General features: G+C 70.2%; 14 protein-coding genes and 2 pseudogenes. 6 read left to right on the forward strand and 10 right to left on the reverse strand.

Annotated features, from left to right (window positions below; genetic code table 11):
* The first annotated feature begins 370 nt into the window (after window positions 1-370).
* Window positions 371-3,052: an AAA family ATPase gene (locus ABZX61_RS28585; protein ID WP_355199186.1), complete on the forward strand. Its 2,682-nt coding sequence runs from the start codon at window positions 371-373 to the stop codon at window positions 3,050-3,052.
* A gap of 79 nt (window positions 3,053-3,131) precedes the next feature.
* Here the strand turns inward: ABZX61_RS28585 and ABZX61_RS28590 are convergent, their stop codons facing one another.
* Window positions 3,132-4,067: an aminoglycoside phosphotransferase family protein gene (locus ABZX61_RS28590; RefSeq protein ID WP_355199188.1), complete on the reverse strand. Its 936-nt coding sequence runs from the start codon at window positions 4,065-4,067 to the stop codon at window positions 3,132-3,134.
* A 110-nt stretch (window positions 4,068-4,177) separates the two neighbouring features.
* Here ABZX61_RS28590 and ABZX61_RS28595 point away from each other — a divergent pair, with 110 nt between their 5' ends.
* Window positions 4,178-5,452 (forward strand): MATE family efflux transporter, encoded by a 1,275-nt coding sequence (locus ABZX61_RS28595; protein WP_355199190.1) that lies wholly within the window; start codon window positions 4,178-4,180, stop codon window positions 5,450-5,452.
* Window positions 5,453-5,457: 5 nt separating this feature from the next.
* Here the strand turns inward: ABZX61_RS28595 and ABZX61_RS28600 are convergent, their stop codons facing one another.
* The 7 genes from ABZX61_RS28600 to ABZX61_RS28630 form a co-directional block, all read right to left on the reverse strand.
* Entirely contained in the window at window positions 5,458-6,117 is a 660-nt protein-coding gene (locus tag ABZX61_RS28600; RefSeq protein WP_355199192.1) for a GNAT family N-acetyltransferase, read from the reverse strand.
* A gap of 373 nt (window positions 6,118-6,490) precedes the next feature.
* Window positions 6,491-6,757, reverse strand: a complete 267-nt coding sequence (locus ABZX61_RS28605) for a hypothetical protein (protein ID WP_355199194.1) — start codon at window positions 6,755-6,757, stop codon at window positions 6,491-6,493.
* Window positions 6,758-6,879: 122 nt separating this feature from the next.
* Window positions 6,880-8,328 carry a TfuA-like protein gene (locus tag ABZX61_RS28610; RefSeq protein ID WP_355199196.1) on the reverse strand — a complete coding sequence of 483 codons (1,449 nt, stop codon included), beginning with the start codon at window positions 8,326-8,328 and terminating at the stop codon, window positions 6,880-6,882.
* Entirely contained in the window at window positions 8,328-9,512 is a 1,185-nt protein-coding gene (locus ABZX61_RS28615) for a YcaO-like family protein (RefSeq protein WP_355199198.1), read from the reverse strand. The genes ABZX61_RS28610 and ABZX61_RS28615 overlap by 1 nt, the downstream gene beginning before the upstream one ends.
* A gap of 48 nt (window positions 9,513-9,560) precedes the next feature.
* Entirely contained in the window at window positions 9,561-9,701 is a 141-nt protein-coding gene (locus ABZX61_RS28620) for a hypothetical protein (RefSeq protein WP_355199200.1), read from the reverse strand.
* 117 nt (window positions 9,702-9,818) lie between these two features.
* Window positions 9,819-10,913 carry an L-histidine N(alpha)-methyltransferase gene (locus ABZX61_RS28625; protein ID WP_355199201.1) on the reverse strand — a complete coding sequence of 365 codons (1,095 nt, stop codon included), beginning with the start codon at window positions 10,911-10,913 and terminating at the stop codon, window positions 9,819-9,821.
* 307 nt (window positions 10,914-11,220) lie between these two features.
* A complete protein-coding gene (locus ABZX61_RS28630) occupies window positions 11,221-12,330 on the reverse strand; it encodes an alpha/beta hydrolase fold domain-containing protein (protein ID WP_355199203.1) in 1,110 nt (369 codons plus the stop codon).
* A gap of 141 nt (window positions 12,331-12,471) precedes the next feature.
* Between ABZX61_RS28630 and ABZX61_RS28635 the strand changes: the two genes are divergently transcribed.
* The 3 genes and pseudogenes from ABZX61_RS28635 to ABZX61_RS28645 all read left to right on the forward strand — a co-directional run.
* Window positions 12,472-13,029, forward strand: a complete 558-nt coding sequence (locus ABZX61_RS28635) for a dihydrofolate reductase family protein (protein ID WP_355199205.1) — start codon at window positions 12,472-12,474, stop codon at window positions 13,027-13,029.
* Window positions 13,030-13,235: 206 nt separating this feature from the next.
* Complete coding sequence (locus ABZX61_RS28640; RefSeq protein ID WP_355199207.1) at window positions 13,236-13,634, forward strand: VOC family protein; 399 nt, start codon at window positions 13,236-13,238, stop codon at window positions 13,632-13,634.
* 108 nt (window positions 13,635-13,742) lie between these two features.
* A pseudogene (locus ABZX61_RS28645) lies at window positions 13,743-13,880 on the forward strand (epoxide hydrolase); the annotation flags it as partial.
* Between the two features lie 220 nt (window positions 13,881-14,100).
* Here the strand turns inward: ABZX61_RS28645 and ABZX61_RS28650 are convergent.
* On the reverse strand, window positions 14,101-14,511 hold the full coding sequence (locus tag ABZX61_RS28650; protein ID WP_355199209.1) for a helix-turn-helix domain-containing protein: 411 nt from the start codon (window positions 14,509-14,511) through the stop codon (window positions 14,101-14,103).
* Between the two features lie 102 nt (window positions 14,512-14,613).
* Here ABZX61_RS28650 and ABZX61_RS28655 point away from each other — a divergent pair, with 102 nt between their 5' ends.
* Window positions 14,614-15,471, forward strand: coding sequence for an alpha/beta hydrolase (locus tag ABZX61_RS28655; RefSeq protein ID WP_355199211.1), 858 nt, complete (start codon window positions 14,614-14,616; stop codon window positions 15,469-15,471).
* Between the two features lie 19 nt (window positions 15,472-15,490).
* Here ABZX61_RS28655 and ABZX61_RS28660 read toward each other — a convergent pair.
* Window positions 15,491-15,898, reverse strand: a pseudogene (locus ABZX61_RS28660) (transposase); the annotation flags it as partial.
* Window positions 15,899-15,974: the final 76 nt, after the last annotated feature.

A 15,974-nucleotide genomic window follows, 5' to 3' on the forward strand; every position in this document is an offset into this window, starting at 1 on the left:
CGTGTGGCGATGGTGACACGGGTCCGGGAGGCGTGCCCTCCTGCGCGGCGAGGACCGTGACCGCCCTGCGCGAACCGTCGGCAGCCCTCGCCCGCACCCCTCCCGATGAGGCCCGCCTCACATGATCCGCCGCCCCGGGGGCCCCGCGCTTCAGGGAGCGCCCCGGGGATTTCCCCTGGAGTGCGGGTCTCCGCGCCCGCGCGGCAGATCCGGCCACCCGTACGACGGCGGCGGGGACCCGGACCGGCCCCGGCGACCTGGGGATAACCCCTGGTTTTCGCGCGACCTCTGGACAAGGGGACAGGCAAGTCTTACTTGAGCCGCCCGCCCTGCCGCGCAACGTTGGATTTCCCAGCGTGCGGAGGCCGGTATGACGTTCGTCGGACGGGATCAGGAGCTCCGATGCCTGGCCGCGGAGTTCGAGCGCGCCCGCGCCGGACTGCCCAGGCTCGTCGTGGTCGAGGGACCGGCGGGGATCGGGAAGACGACGCTGGTCCAGCGGTTCCTGGAGACGTGCGGGACGGGCAACGTGCTGTTCACCGACGGCGACGAGGGTGAGGCGCTGCTGCCGTACGGGACGCTGACCAGGCTGTTCGGCGGGCTCCCCGCGCAGATCGAGGCGCCGGCCACGGCGGAGCCGCCCGATCCGCTCGCGGTCGGGGCGGCGCTGCTGCCCGAGCTGAGCGAGCGGCAGGCGAGCGAGCCGCTCTGCCTGGTCGTGGACGACGTGCACTGGGCGGACGCGCCGACGTTGCGGGCATTGACGTTCTGCCTGCGCAGGCTGCGCGTGGACCGGGTCATGGCGGTGCTCATGCTGCGCGAGGCCGCCACGTTGCCGGGCCCCGAGGGGCTGCGGCGGCTCATCGCCGCCGACACCACCCACCGGCTGCGGCTGCGCGGGCTGCGGGAGCCGGAGGTGGCCGCGCTGGTCGGCGGGCGGGTGTCGCAGCGGGCCGTGGCCAGGCTGGTCGCCCACACCGAGGGCGTGCCGCTGCACCTGCGGGCGCTGCTGGAGGAGGTGCCCCTGGAGGCGCTGGACGACCTGGCCCAGCCGCTGCCGGCGCCCAGGTCGTACACGATGCTGGTGCTGGCCAAGGTGGCCCGGTGCGCGCCGCCGGTGCGCGAGCTGGTCGGCGCGGTCAGTGTCCTGGGCATGTCGTGCCCGCTGCACCTGGCGGCGCGGGTGGCCGGGGTGGCGGAGCCGCTGCAGGCGCTCGAACAGGCCGTGCGCGAGGGCGTGCTGCTGGAACGGTCCTCTTCGCGCGGACCCGTGGCGGCGTTCGCGCATCCGCTGATCCGCGCGGCCGTCTACCGCGACCTCGGCCCGGCGCGGCGCTCGGCCCTGCACGCGCGGGCGGCGCTGGTGGCGGAGGGCGAGCAGGCGCGGCTGCGGCACCGCATCGAGGCGGTGGCGGGCCCGAGCCCGGAGCTGGCCGCCGAGCTGGCGGAGCTGGGCCGGGCGCAGGTACGGCTGGGCGCGTTCGGCGGCGCGGCCGAGCACCTGAAGGCGGCGGCGGAGCTGTCGGGCGACCCCGCGCCGCTGGCCGCCGAGGCGGTGGAGGCGCTGCTGCTGGACGGACGGGTCGACGAGGCGGCCGGGCTGACCGCGAGCCTGCCCGAGGACGCGCACCCGGCGGTGCGCGGCTACGCGCTCGGCCACCTGGCCATGGTGCGCGGCCAGGTCGAGGAGGCTCGGGCGCAGCTCATCACGGCCTGGGAGCAGGCCGGGCCGCCCGAGTCGGGCCTGGCGGCGCGGGCGGCGCAGCAGCTCGCCATGCTCTGCCTGGTCAAGGCCGAGGGCGGGCAGGCCGCCCGCTGGGCCGAACGCGCCCGCGACTCCCCCGGCTACCGCCTCAGCATCGACTACAACCGCTTCACCCAGCTCACCGGCCTGGCCGTCTCCGGCGAGATCGACGCGGCGCTGGCCGCGACCGCCGACCTGCCGCCGCCCGCGTCGGCGACGATCGCCGACCTGGACGCGCTGCTCGGCCGCGGGCTGCTGCGCACCTGCTCCGACGACCTGGCGGGCGGGCTGGCCGACCTGTCGGGGGTGGTGGCGGCGTGCGGGGAGCGTTCGGTGCCGTTCCGCATGCTGGCCATGGCCATGCTGGGGCAGGTCGAGTACCGTTCCGGCCGCTGGGACGACGCCGCCCTGCACACCGAGACCGCGGCGTCCGTGGCCGACGACGCCGACCAGCGGTGGCTCTCGCCCATCTGCCACGGGCTGGCCGCCCTCGTCCCGGCCTCGCGCGGCGACTGGCCGCTCGCGGAGTCCCACGTCCGGGCGGCCGTCGCCGGCGCAGACTCGGTGGCGGCGCTCGCGCACGGATGCAGCGCCGCCGCGCACCTGGCCGCCGCCAGGGGTGACCACGCCGCGACCGTGACGGCGCTGGAGCCGCTGCGGGCGGTGGAGGTGCACGACATCGTGTACGAGCCCGGCGTCGTACAGTGGCTCGACCTGTTCATCGACGCCCTGGTGGGGCTGGGCGAGCTGGACCGGGCCGAGACCTGCCTGGTCGCGGTCGAGCGGCTGGCGGGGCGGCGCGGCAGGCGTTCGGCGCTGGCCACGGCGGCCCGCTGCCGGGGCGGCCTGCACGCGGCCCGCCACGAGAACGCCCTGGCCGACACCGCCTTCACCACCGCTCTCGCACACGCCGGGGCGGGGGCCGGGCTGCCGTTCGACGAGGCCCGGCTGCGGCTGGCGTACGGGCGGTTCCTGCGCAGGCTGGGCCGCCGCAGGCAGGCTCAGTCGCACCTGGAGCTGGCGCTCGGGCTGTTCACCAAGCTGGGCGCGGCGCCGTACGTGGGGCGGTGCGAGCGGGAGCTGAGCGCGTGCGGGCTGCCGCGCGCCGGGTCGGGCGCCTCGCCGCTGCTGCGGCTGACCCCGCAGGAGCAGGCGGTGGCGCGGCTGGTGGCCACGGGGATGACGAACCGGCAGGTGGCCAGGGAGCTGGTGCTGAGCGTGAAGACGATCGAGTACCACCTGGGGAACGCGTACGCCAAGCTGGGGGTGAGCTCACGCGTGGCCCTCACCACCAAGCTCATGCACTGAGCCCGGTGCGGGCGTTCACCGGGGCGTCGCCCACCCGTTGACCGACGAGGCGGTGGGCCGAAGCGGTGGTCGGGTTCCGCTACGAGGGTTCCATGAGCAACTCCGACAGACGATCCGCGAACTCGACGAGCCAGTCCAATCGCGGCCCACCGCGGGCGATGCGGAACCCGTGACGCCGGCCCCAGAACGCGGCCTGGACGGCGTGGAACTGGGCCCAGCGCCGAGTGCGTTCGCGATCGAGCTCCGCGGCCTCGGCGAAGACGTCCAGCGTACGGTGGAGGGCCCTGCGCAGGTCGTCCGCTTCGAGGAGGGTCAGCGCGCGCGACTTGAGCAGCGTGCCGCCGTCGTAGGCGGGGTCTCCCGCGTGCCCCTTGGGATCGACGGCCAGCCATGGCTCGCGGTCGGCGCGCAGGATGTTCCTGGGATGGAGGTCCCCGTGGATGAGGACGTCCGGCTGGACTGAGCCCAGCTCGCATACGGTCGCCACCGCGGCGTCCACCACGTGGCGCGGCAGTGTGTGCGGCAGCTCCTCGGCGTCCTTGCGCAGCTGCTCCTCCCAGGAGCCGGCCCGCTCCCGCAGCCGGGGCAGGCCAGGCGGCGCGGGGATGGCCAGGCGGCGGTTGATTCGTCCCGCGACCGTGACGACCTCGTCGCCGTCCTCGACCTCCGCCAGGGTCGACGCCTGGACCCGTTCGAGCAGCATGGCGAAACGCTCGTCGTCGCGCTCGTACAGCCGGACGGCCCCACGCCCGCCCCACGCCGCGAACGCGTCCGGCTCATGGACGTTGCCCGGGTGCGGGAACGACACCTTCAGCACGGCGTCCACCCCATCACCGCGCCGGCGCACCGGGACGACGACGCCGACACCCCCGTGCATGACCTCGCCGTCGGGCACGCACCCCCAACGCTCCAGCAACTCGTCCACGATCCCGGGCAGTTCGGCGAGCCACGCCGCGCCCGGGTCTCCCTCACGCTCGACCGTGCTCCGCGCGAACGCCTCCGGTATCCCGACCATCCGGGCACCCTACGTGCCTGCCGACCGCCGCTGCCACCACCCGGCCCGAGCTCGCCCCGGGGTATAATCAGGTTGTCCCGAGCGATTGGCCGCCCGGGATTTTGCTTTTCATGCCCACTCCTCATCGCGTGATCCTGAACGCGGCCGCGCCTCTCTTCCTGTCCATGAGCGCCGGGGTCATCGCCCAGCTCGTCGGCACCTCCCTGCTCGGACACCAGGCGACGGTTCAACTGGCGGCCTTCGCCCTCGTCGGCGCGGTGCTGACCCCCGTCACCGCGGCCGTGTCCGGCGGCCTGCGCGGCATGGCCCCGTTCGTGGCCGCCTGCCGCGATCGTCCCGCCGATGCGCTGCCCATCCTGAAAGATGCGCGCTGGCTGTCCCTCGTGCTCGGAGCGATCGGCGCAGGCGTCATGCTCGGGGTCCCCCTGATCGCGCGGGTCGGCGGGGTGTCTCGTGAGGTGACGGCCGAGTTCGGGGCGGTGCCTCAGCTCTTCGCCCTCCAGGTGCTGCTGGCCGCCGCGGGCGGAGGCGCCAACGGGGTGCTGATCGCGCTGGGACGCAGCCGGCTGGTGCTCTGGTCCAGCCTGTCGAGCACGGCCGTACAGGTGACCCTGCTCCTCCTCCTGGTGCCCAGGATGGGCATCCACGGCACCGCCATCGCGCTCCTGACCTCCACAGCCCTGGCCGTCACCGTGTCCAACGTTCTCCTGCTGCGCCTGCCGGGACTGGCGGGAGGATCGCCGTGGCCCGGCCGCCCCCGCCCGCGCGAGATCTGGCGCATGGCCAAGGTGGGCCTCCCGATGTCGGCCACGGTGGTCATCAAGTTCACGGTCATGGGTGGCGCGGCCTACGCCGCCGCGCGGACAGGGGTTCAGGGCGCTGCCGCCCACGCGATCCTCACGTCGCTGGCCGGACCCCTCGGCCTGACCGCCTTCGCCGTCGGACAGGCCGCGACGCCGGAGATCGCCAGAGCGACCTCCCCCGGCGAGGCCCGCCGCGTCAACCGGGCGGCCATGACGGTCGCGGCCATCGGCGTACTCACCGGCGCGCTCATCGTCCTCTCGCTCGGCGAGCCGGTGTTGGGCCTGTTCACCTCCGATGCCCGGGTGCTCGCCCTGACCCTGCCCCTGTTACCGCTGCTGGCGGCATACACCCTGGCCGACAACTGCGGGATCGTGATGGCCACCGGCCTGACGGGTCTCAAGCGCTCGACCTGGACCCTGGGCTCGGCCATCGTGGGGAACGGCCTGCTCGCTCTGGCCATGACACCGGTGACGACGGCCTGGGGCCTGGCGGGTCTGTGGATCGCGTTGACCGCCAGTCGCCTGCTCGTTCTGGTCACGCAGACCGTCGGTTTCATGCGGCACAGCGCACGCGATCGATGACAGACTCAGCGGCTCGACGGCACGTCGAGGCCCATCAGGGGCAGGCAGGGCTCAAGCCCGTCGATCTGGACGGGAACGGTGCGGTGCCGTTCCCACGCGTCCCTGGTCAGGCGCAACCGGTGCTCCACGACCATCTTCCCGTCCAGCGCGTGCCGCCAGTGGCCGTCGGGCTCGTAGCCGAGCTTGCGGGAGACGGCCAGGGAGGCGACGTTGTGCTCGAGCGCGCCTGACAACGCCACCTCGGCGTCCAGACCGGCGAAGGCGAGATGGAGTACGGCCGCCCGCATCTCGGTGCCGATCCCCTGCCCCTGGTGGCGGCGCCCGAGCCAGGAGGTGGTGCGTACCTGACGCGTGATGCCCAGGTCCCGGGCGGAGAGGCTCTGCTGCCCGGCCACCACGCCGTCCCGGAACACGGTGAGGTCGAGCGACCACTCCTGCGGCGTCCACGCGCCGAGCTGCCGCCAGTGGTAGCGGACCACGCTGCGGGCGGCCTCGGCGGGCGGCGCGTCGGTCCACCGTACGAGGAACGGCGAGGCGTCGGGGTCATGGACGCCGTCGGCGGCCAGCCCGGCCAGCTCGGCCAGCTCCTCGGGGGATGGCAGCCGCAGCTCGAGCCGCGGCGTGGTCAGCCGCAACCCGGCCGGCGGAAAGTGATCGACCAGCATGACCCCTATCGTGATCGCTGACCCGCGGCACGTCATCCGAGTTTCCGCCCCTGCCGACACCACGTTCGGCGGCACCTTCATCCGCATCGAAGGGGTCAGGGGTTCGAATCCCCTCATCTCCACCAGGAGCCGTTCATGAAGCGGCTGGACTGAAATTGACGGATCCCGTCTGATCATCGCGATCGGGCGGGATCTTGTCGTTTCAGGGGTTTCCGAATCGGGTTCGTCCTGGTTTGGGGACTGCGGAGCGGGTGTCTGGGAAGGCCCGGGTGGTGTCAGGCCGCTGGTGGAGGACCGAGATCCGGCCGTTGGGCATGGCGAAGCCGACGGTGGGCTGGGCGCTGCGGTGGGGTGGGGTGGTGGGTTTTGCGGCTTATGGGGCGGGTGGTGGCCTGCTCTGGCCTGCGGGTGGTGTGTCGTCGAAGGGATGGGCTGGAGTCTGCGGCGTGTCAGCGACTGTGACGGGCTCGTCTTGGGGCTCGTGGATGTGGCGCCACTGGTCGAGGAAGTGGTCGTTGGCGACGGTGACGAGCAGCGCGACCAGGATGGTCTGGGCGACGCGGGCGCGGGCGAGCCGGTTCTTCGGGTTGCTCAGGTCGAGGTCGTGGCCCTTGAGACGGCCGTTCAACCCCTCCGTCATCGCCCTGGCAGTGGAGTACGTCCTTCGCCAGGAGGGGCTGAGGCAAGGCAAATCCGGACGGAACTTGTCGAGGTGGCCGAGGTCGCCCGGAGTGCAGGATGATGGTGTGCTGGGACGAGGATCTACATCTTGCCGGGCGCTGACGATTGAGTCTCCGCAGGCGGTGAAGGGCTCACGTTCGAGTGGTCGATGTGCAGGTCCATGAGGTCCGGGTTGTACCTTGCCAGGAGGTAGTACGGTCGGGCCGCAGCGACCAGGACGTCCCGGGAGCCTATCCCCCGGTCCAGTGCGTGTAGTTCCAGGGCTCCGGGTTCGGCGCCCCATCGTTCGCTGATATGGGTCAGAATGCGGTCCGCCGACAAGGTATGGATGTCGAAGATGGACTGAGTCTGCTGTGCGTGCTCGTTCACCGACTTCGCGGCGTTGACGAGCTTCGCCGCTGTCGAGACGATTGGCCGCCGGCGCAGCGCGTCCAGCGCCAGGCCGTCCGCAGGAGCCCCAGGCGTCAGCTGGAAGCTGCGCACCAGGAAGGTGCCGAGCTGGTCCTTCAGCGGGCGTGAGGTTCGCTCTGACGGGGTCAGCCACAGGTCGAGGAAGCTCAGCTCTTCGAGGTTGTCAGATCGGGGATCCGGGATGACGTTGCGATGCCGTGCGTGCTCCAGCGCTCTGTCGAGGGTCGCCTCCGTGTGCTGGGTCCGGCAGTTGGAGGCACATTCCTGGACCAGATGGTTGAAGACCAGGTCCCGGTAGAAGTCTGGGTAGTCCCGGGCGAAGAGCTGACACATCCGCAGGACGCTCATCTCGGCGGTCCGGCCGTCCTCGGTGTCGACGCTGCGTGCTCCCAGCTGCCAGCGGTGCACGTAGATGGTGGGTGCCATGGTGAAGGTGGGCGAGGGGTGAGTGGTGCCGTTCGCGTGGCTTTCGTGGGGTATGCGTAATCTGTGGACCAGTTGCAGTGCGTCGTCGCGTTTGAGGTTGACGGCCCGGGTCGCGCACAGATGCCGTAGCGCTTCGACCTTTGCGGCTGGTACGGCCGCCTCGCGGGCGAGCTGGATGAGTTCCGCGTAGGAGCGCAGGCGGTACGGCCGCCGGGCCAGCACGGCGACGAGGTGAGCGGCGGTGGGCTCGTCGAGGATCCCTTCCTGTATGCACAGGCTCAGGGTCGCGCGTATGTTGACGAGGGCTTCGGAGAGCGGCCGGTAGCGTTCCTCCGCTGGACCGTGCAGGAGGGCCACCTCGTCGTCGGCCGTCAGCCGGCCTTCCAGGTAGTCGCGGTAGATGCGTCCCACGCCGTGCATGCCGAAGGTGTCGAGTTCGGCTGCGCGCAGAGCGCCCATGCTGGCAGCGCCGAGGACTGTCACGCCGGTCTGGATGAGGGAGAGGATCTCTTTGTGCCGGACGGCGCGGGTCTGGCGGAAGTAGCCGTCGATGATGCCGACGACGTCTCCCTGCTGGGGCGCGAGTTTCAGCAGGTCTCCTGCCGCTACCGGTGGGAGGACGGTGATGTCGTCCGCCGCGAGCAGGTCGGCGGCCTCCGGCAGGCTGGGGCCGACGAAGAGGTACCGGGTCATCACATGAACGCCGGTTCGCAGAGAAGCCCGGGGCAGACCACTCGTACGACGGGGATGCCGAGGTCGGGCCTGGTATGGTCCGCGACCAGCGGAGATCGCCCGGTCAGGGCGAGGACGCGGGTGACCGTGGTGCGCAGGTCGTCCGCGAGGGTTTCGTTGCGGACGGAGGCGATCTCGTCGTAGCTGAGCCGGTCGGCTTTCGAGAGCGGTGCGGGACGCGCGGACCCGCTCGAGACGGCGCGCCGGTAGGCCCCCGTGGTGAGGTCGTCCCGGGCTCCGGCGATCTGGGTGGCGCGCGACTGCGCGGCTTCGGTCAGGGCGCGGCACAAGGCGACGTCACGGTCAAGGTGGGCACCCGCGCCGGCGAAGAGCACCGGGAACTCTTCGCTCCAGATGGTGGCCAGGAAGCAGGCGAGCCCGGTGGGCGACGGGAGTACTTCGACCCGGACCTCGACCGCGGCCGCGTCCATGAGGCCCAGCAGCTCCTGGGCTGGACCGTCCACGGTGGCCAGGTCCAGGGCCGGTGATGGGTTCCTCTTGGCGCGGGTCAGACAGTCGCGTTCGATGACCTCGTAGATGCCGTGGAGTGCTGCTTCGGCGAAGGTGTTACCGCTGGCGAGTCCATTGCTGTTCTGGGCGAACAGGGGTGGTGCCCAGGTGTCGCGCACACGGCCGTCAAGGCGCAGCAGGTCGGTCGGCAGGAAGGTGTCCGTTCCGTCGTCCAGGCGGCTTGCTCTGGTCCATTCAAGCTCCAGGCCCGGCCGGAGGTGGTGGCGGGGTTCCAGGGGCAGTTCGTGGACGCGGTAGCCGCACGCGCGTTCCATGTCGGCAACGGTCGCGGTCGTCTCGCCGGGATCTATGCGCTCGGCGTGCCAAGATTCGATCGATTCCATGGCAGCCGAGACCTGGGCGAGGTCGTGAGTGAGGCCTTTGCCCTGGCTCACCGACACCGTCCGGGAATTCGGGCGGACGGCCTGGTGGACCGGTATGCCGATCTCGTCGAGCCAAGTGACGTCGGCGAGCCGGGTGATACCGACGATCGGGAAGAGTGGCTGGATCCGGCGCAGCGTGTCTGTGGGGGTCAGGACGCGGTGGGTGCCGGACACGCAGGCTTTGCGGATCTCGTCGAGGGCGGGAACGGGGTGTGCGGGCACTCCGTCCCCGTCCGACAGGTTGTCCGCCATGCCGCTGTCGGTGTGGTCAACAGTGGTGAGACGGCTCAATCTGAACCGTCACGCGCCGTGGACGTCGGCGGGCTCGAGGTCGTCGTTGTCCTTCAGCTTGACGCTCCAGACGGTGTCCTTGCTCGTCATCTGGAGCAAGTTGGTCAGCTCGCCACGGAGTTGGGTTGCGGTGGGCAAGTTGAGATTCATCCGCCAACCTTTCTGTCGTCGGCCGGTAGCGCACCGGCGATCATACGCTGAGCGTAGCCAAGTCTGATCTTCCTGAGAAGATCTTTCCCGTCGGAATCCGGGCGCGGGCTTCGACGTTCACTGCGCCGGCGTCGCGGCGACGAGGACCACCTGCCTGTCCTGACCGTGTTCGAAGAGGCGCACCTGGAGCCCACAGCGGGTGAGCTGGTCGGCCACTGCCGCGCTGTCGTGGTAGAGGTAGCGCCAGACGAGCACTGTGTCGCCCGGCTCGAACGACACCCTCCTCTGGTCATCTCCGACGTCGAAGGTCACGGTGACCGGCTCGATGAACCGTGCCCGGACGAAGACTTCGCTGCGAACGCGGTCGAACCCTGTTTCCGTGACGTACCAGGAGCGGTCGATGGCGAGCAGGTCCAGTCCCACCAGCTGCTGGGGCTTGTACGGGCCGCCGACGCTGACCTGATCCATGAACGGGGGCCTGTCGACGCCGGTGTCGATGCGCAGCGTCAGCAACAGCACGTCGTGGTCGCTCATGGCGTGACATACGTGGCGCAGGACCTGGGCCGGCTCGGCGAAGTTGTACGGCGTCCCGCCGGCCAGGACGACGAAGCGGACCGGATCGGCACCATCGTGGCCGAGCATGGGCTTGGCGGTGAGGACGCGGGCGAGATCGGGGCCGGTGAAGTCGCCGCGGCACAGCTCGAAGCGCTCCACATGAGCGGGGAAGCCAGCTCGGAGGTTCTCCCTGGCCAGCTCAAGAATCTCTGCGCTGATGTCGATCGCGCGATAGCCGGTCAGGCGGGACCTGTCCAGCAGGTGGCGGATCAGCCCGCGCACGGGACGCGTCGTTCCCGGCCCCAGATCGACGATCTGCACCGGCGATGATGACGGCGCAAGGGCGAGGAGCTGCTCGGCGTGGCACGTCAGGAGCGTGTCGAAGTCGCTCAGCATCGGTGCGAGTTCGGGGTTGGACGGCACTTCGCTTTCGCGCCACATCTCGCTCCCGTCGCCGAGGTAGGTCAGTTCGTACGGAAACTCGGCACGGTCGTTGAGCGAATCGACGATGGCACCCACCTGTGTCGCCGAGTAGGCGCGATAGAAGTTCTCGTGCGGCGACACCGCATGCTGCTGTACACCCATCACGTCGGACAGTACATCGCCGGCCACATACGTCCGTCTACTCCTCCACAGCCCCGGCTCCAGACGGGTCACCGCCGTTAACGCTGACGGTGACGGATCCTGCGGATCAGGAACGCCGAATCAGCTGTTCTTTATCCGCCGAATCGTCGTGCTGAGCGGAGGTTTGATCATTTCGCGGTGCAGGCCATGGCACCAGCGTCGAGCTCGCTGTCCAGCGCCGTACTACTGGTGAACAGCCCCGTTCACTCGGCCAGATATGCGGTTCCCGGTGAATCGCAGAAGGGCGGCCGATGAAAAGCCTGCGAAGGATTACTCCACTCGTACGGCGCATGCGGTCTGGCGGCGGTGTGTGCGGCAGACGGTAAGTGCGTGATCACGTTCAGCTTCCTGGTGCGAGAGGCGTACCGCGCAAGGGCCGACGCGAGTCGAAGGGCGCGCTGACGCCAGGGAGCGCGTGGTCGGTCAGCCGTTCGGCGTCCGGGAGGCCTTCGTCGCCCGCTGCCGCCTGGAGGAGCATGGGCGGCAGCCCGCGCAGGTCGGCGTGCAGCGGATCGACGAGGGGGTCATCGAGCCGGTGGCCGTTGAGGTAGCGGGCGATGCCCCATGCGGTGCCTTGGCGGGTGGCGCTCGGCGCGGGAAGGTGGGGCAACGTTCCCGGGGCGGCGGCGCTGAGGTCGACGTAGGGGGTGAACATCACCGACCCGGCAGGCAGCGGCTGGCCGCGGTCCTTGAGCCGCAGGAGGAGGGAGAGTGCGAGGCCCGCGCCGGAGGTGTCACCGGCCAGCACGATGTCGTGTGGTGCGGCGTCTCGGCTGATCAGCCAGGTGTAGGCGGCGTGGACGTCGTCCAGAGCCGCTGGAAACGGATGTTCGGGTGCCAGCCGGTAGTCGGGGGTGAGGACCTTGCCGTGCACGGTGTCGGCCAGGGCGCCGGCCAGGGAGCGGAACCCGTAGGCCGATCCGCTGGTGTAGGTGCCGCCGTGCAGCAGTAGGACCCAGGCGCGACCGGGCTGGGCCGGGCTGGCCACGAGCCCTGGCACGCCGCCGGCGTTGACCGGGGCGAAGGCGATCTCGGGCGCGATCGGCATCAGCGCGTAGTGCCGTTCGGCGGCGGCGCGGATTGCGTCCACGTCGGCGTAGGTCAGGTCGGCGAACTGGTCGCCGAGCCGCCGGATGCGTTCGGCCAGTTCCCCGCCGGTCGAGCGGGTGGCCTGGATGACGTCGTCGAGGTCGTCGAGCACGGCCGGCACCTGTTCGAGCAGGGTCCGCCCGGCGGGTGTGAGGGCCACGTACTGGGTGGAGCGGCGCAGCAGCACGCAGCCGAGGCTGCGTTCGAGCGCGGCGATCTGGCGGCTGAGCGTGGACTGCGACACGAACAAGCGGGCTGCGGCGCGGCCGAAGTTGAGCTCCTGGGCCACCACGACGAAGGCGCGCAGGTGCCTCAGCTCCAGGCTGTCCGGCGTTTGTTCGCGGAGTGGTTCGTCGCTCACCCTAACCATGATCGGGTATTTGAGCTGCGGTCCTGCACATTCTGCATGAGCGTCATGCAGAATGCGGCGTTCCCCTTGGCCCGCTTTGCCGCCAGGGTGAATCGCACCAGGTCACCATCTCTTACTGAGCGGAATAGCGAAATGCAGAAGATGTTCTCCTTCATGGCGGTCAGCGCCGACGGCTATCACGCCGACCTCGACGGCGGGCTCGGCTGGCAGACCTTCGGGCAGGAGTTCGCCGACTATTCGGTCGAGCAACTCGATGAGGTCGACACGCTCGTACTCGGCCGCACCACCTATACCGAACTGGCCGCGTACTGGACCGGAGATCTCGGCGCGAACTTCGACCGGCGCATCGCCGAGCGGATGAACAGCCTGGCCAAGCTCGTCGTCTCCGACACGCTCGGCACGGTTTCGTGGGCGGATTCGTCCATCGCGCTGACCTCGGTGGATGAACTCGCGCAGGTCAAGCGCACCCTCGGCAAGGACATCGCAGTCCTCGGCAGTTCCACGCTCACCGGCGCCCTGCTGCGCGCGAACCTCGTCGATGAGGTGCGCCTGATGGTCAACCCGATCATCCTAGGCGGCGGCAGCAGACTGTTCGCCGAAGCCGGGACGGTGCCGCTGGAACTGATCCGCGTGCGCCCGTTCCAGTCCGGCAACGTCCTGCTGTACTACCGCCCGCAGATCTCGATCTAGAGACGCGGCGAGCAGATCACCATGATCGTTGACCATGAAAGGGGCGATGAGATGATCGAGCTGGATGTCCAGGGGGCAGGCCGCACGCTGCACGTCTACGACACCGTGCGCGACGGATGCGACAGCCTCGCTCCCCGGGCGGGGGTTGGAGCACGGTTGTCGCGTCCACTGTCGAAGTCCAGCAATAAAGAATCAAGGAGCTCATCATGATCAAAGCACTGAGCGAGGTCGAGGTCGTCACCCTGTTCGTCGAGGATCTCGCCTCGGCGCGGGCGTTCTACACCGGCGTCTTCGGGCTGGATGTCGTCTACCAGGACGAGGCGTCGGCCGTCGTCCGACTCGGCCCGATGATGATCAACCTGCTCCGGCGCGAGCAGGCACCTGAGCTGGTCGAGCCCACCACGGTGGCAGGCAGCGGGTCCGGTGTCCGGGCGTTGTTCACGATCCAGGTGGCGGATGTGGACGGCGTCTGCGCCGAGCTGGAGCAGCACGGCGTACGTCTGCTCAACGGCCCGGTCGACCGCCCGTGGGGCCGCCGCACGGCCGCGTTCACCGATCCGGATGGCAACGTCTGGGAGGTCGCCCAGACACTCCAGGGCGACTGATGGACAGGGAGAAGCAGACGCGGGCACACCACGGCGAGGAGCGTGTCCGTTCACGATCGACGTCCCAGACAGCGAACTGGCCTGCGTGAACGGCTGGCCAAGGCGCGCCGGATCGCCCGCGCGTGGGCGACCCTGATGGACCGCCTCGGCTATCGACGCTATGGCGCCGTCGGCAACGACTGGGGATCGCACATCTGTCCCGAGCTCGGCCGCGTCGCGCCTCAGGCCGTCGTCGGGGTGCACGTGACCCGACTCTGCTTCCTCCGCGCGGCCATCCGCCCCGGCCGTGGGCCACGTGGCACGTTTCGCTCGTATTCCGGTCTCACCCCTGTCAGGCACGTAAGGTACCTGGGCTGGCGTCCCCGGCATGTTGCGGGCTAACGCGTATCCAGGTGCTCCGGCCACGGTGATGCCCCGTGACACCGCCTGCCCCCGAGCCACCGGTGCTGAGCGCGGAGCTGCCTGCCTATCCCTCATCGACCTCCTGGCCGTTGGCCTCATTGGCGCGGTCGATCTCGGCCATGTGCTCCTCCGCCCAGGTCCGCAGCTCCGCAAGCGCGGCTTCCAGGGACAGCCCGAGTCCGGTGAGTCGGTAGAAGACCCGCGGTGGCACGGTCGGTTCGACCCGGCGCGACACCAGCCCGTCGCTGGTCAGGCTTCGCAGCGTCACGGACAGCATCTTCTGCGAGACGCCGGGCATCCGGCGTCTCAGCTCCGCGAAGCGCACCTCGTCCGGTGCGGCATCGGCGAGCGTTTTGACGGCCATGGACGTCCACTTCGTACCGATGCGGTCCAGCAACTGCCGCGTCGGGCAGTGGGGATCGAACAGATCGCCACGTACCCCACGACCGGCGGCCCCGGCTCCTCGGGTGGTCACCTGTGGCTCACCACCTTCCCTGAAAGTGCCGTCTAGGAAGCGGCCGGACAGTTACCTATCGTTCTATGGTAACCAATGGTAACCACAAGCCGGGGAGCCGTCATGCCCGTCACCACCTCACGCCGACTGCGCCGCATCGCGACGAACGGCGTCCAACTCAACGTCGCAATCGCCGGGGAGGGGCCCGCGGTTCTCCTGCTGCACGGCTTCCCGCACACCTGGGAACTCTGGAGCGGCATCATGGGCCGGCTGGCTGGGCGGTACCGGGTCATCGCCCCGGACCTGCGAGGCTTCGGTGCCAGTGCACGTGCCGTCGAGGGTTACGACGCAGGCACCCTCGCCGCCGACGCCGAAGGGCTGCTCGACGCACTCGGCGAGCCCTCGGCAGCGGTGGTCGGCATCGACGCGGGCACCGCCCCCGCCGTCCTGCTCGCGCTGCGCCGGCCCGGCCTCGTCCGCCGCCTGGTCGTGATGGAAGCACTGCTCGGCCGCCTGCCCGGTGCCGAACACGTCGTCGCGGGCGGCGCCCCGTGGTGGTTCGGCTTCCACGCCGTCCCCGGCCTCGCCGAGACCGTCCTGGCCGGCAACGAGGCCCCGTACATCGACTGGTTCCTCGACTCGGGAACGCTCGGGCGAGGAGTACCCGACGACATCCGTGCCGCCTTCGTCCACGCGTACACCGGGAGCGAGGCCCTGCGCTGCGCGTTCTCCTATTACCGGGCCCTGCCCACCAGCGCGCAGCAGATCCAGGACGCCGTCGCGACGGCTCGGCTGACCATGCCCACCATGGCCGTCGGCTCTCACCCCGTCGGCACCGGCCTCGAACGCCAACTCCGTCCCATCGCCGATGACCTGGTCGGACACCATCTCCAGAACTGCGGCCACATCATCCCCCTTGACCGCCCCGACGCGTTGTTCGCGCTCCTTGCTCCCTTCCTCTCCGCCGATCTACCGAAATGACCGGAGCGGAGCAGAAGGATCACGGTCGGCGGTTCGGGCGTTCGTCCCAGTGGTGAGTTGTCCAGGACCGCCGGACCAGGCTGCGCACGGTGATGATTGTGTCGGCGAGGTCGAAGAAGGCATCAATGACAGTGACGCGACGCTCGTAGCACCGGGCGAGACGGTAAAAGGCGTTCTGCCACGCGTGAGTGCGTTCGACGTGCCAACGCCGACCGGCCTGGATGGGCGTCTTCTCCCCCTTGTGCGCGATGCGTCCGTGCAGGCCGCGTTCGCTGAGCAGAGCGCGCGTGATCTCCGAGTCGTAGCCGGCGTCCAGGTGCACGGTGTTGGTGTCGGGCAACGGGCCGTGGCTGTCCAGACGGTCCAGAGTCGGGGCGAGCGGAGGAGAGTCGTGGCGGTTGGCACCGGCCAGGACACGGCCCAGCGGAGACACCGCCACCCGACTCGCCACCGTAGCCGGAAGCCCCTGGAGCCGCTACGCCCCCGGCGACCACGAACAGTGA

Source organism: Nonomuraea sp. NPDC003709 (assembly GCF_040610775.1).
In the GTDB taxonomy this organism is placed as follows: domain Bacteria; phylum Actinomycetota; class Actinomycetes; order Streptosporangiales; family Streptosporangiaceae; genus Nonomuraea; species Nonomuraea angiospora_A.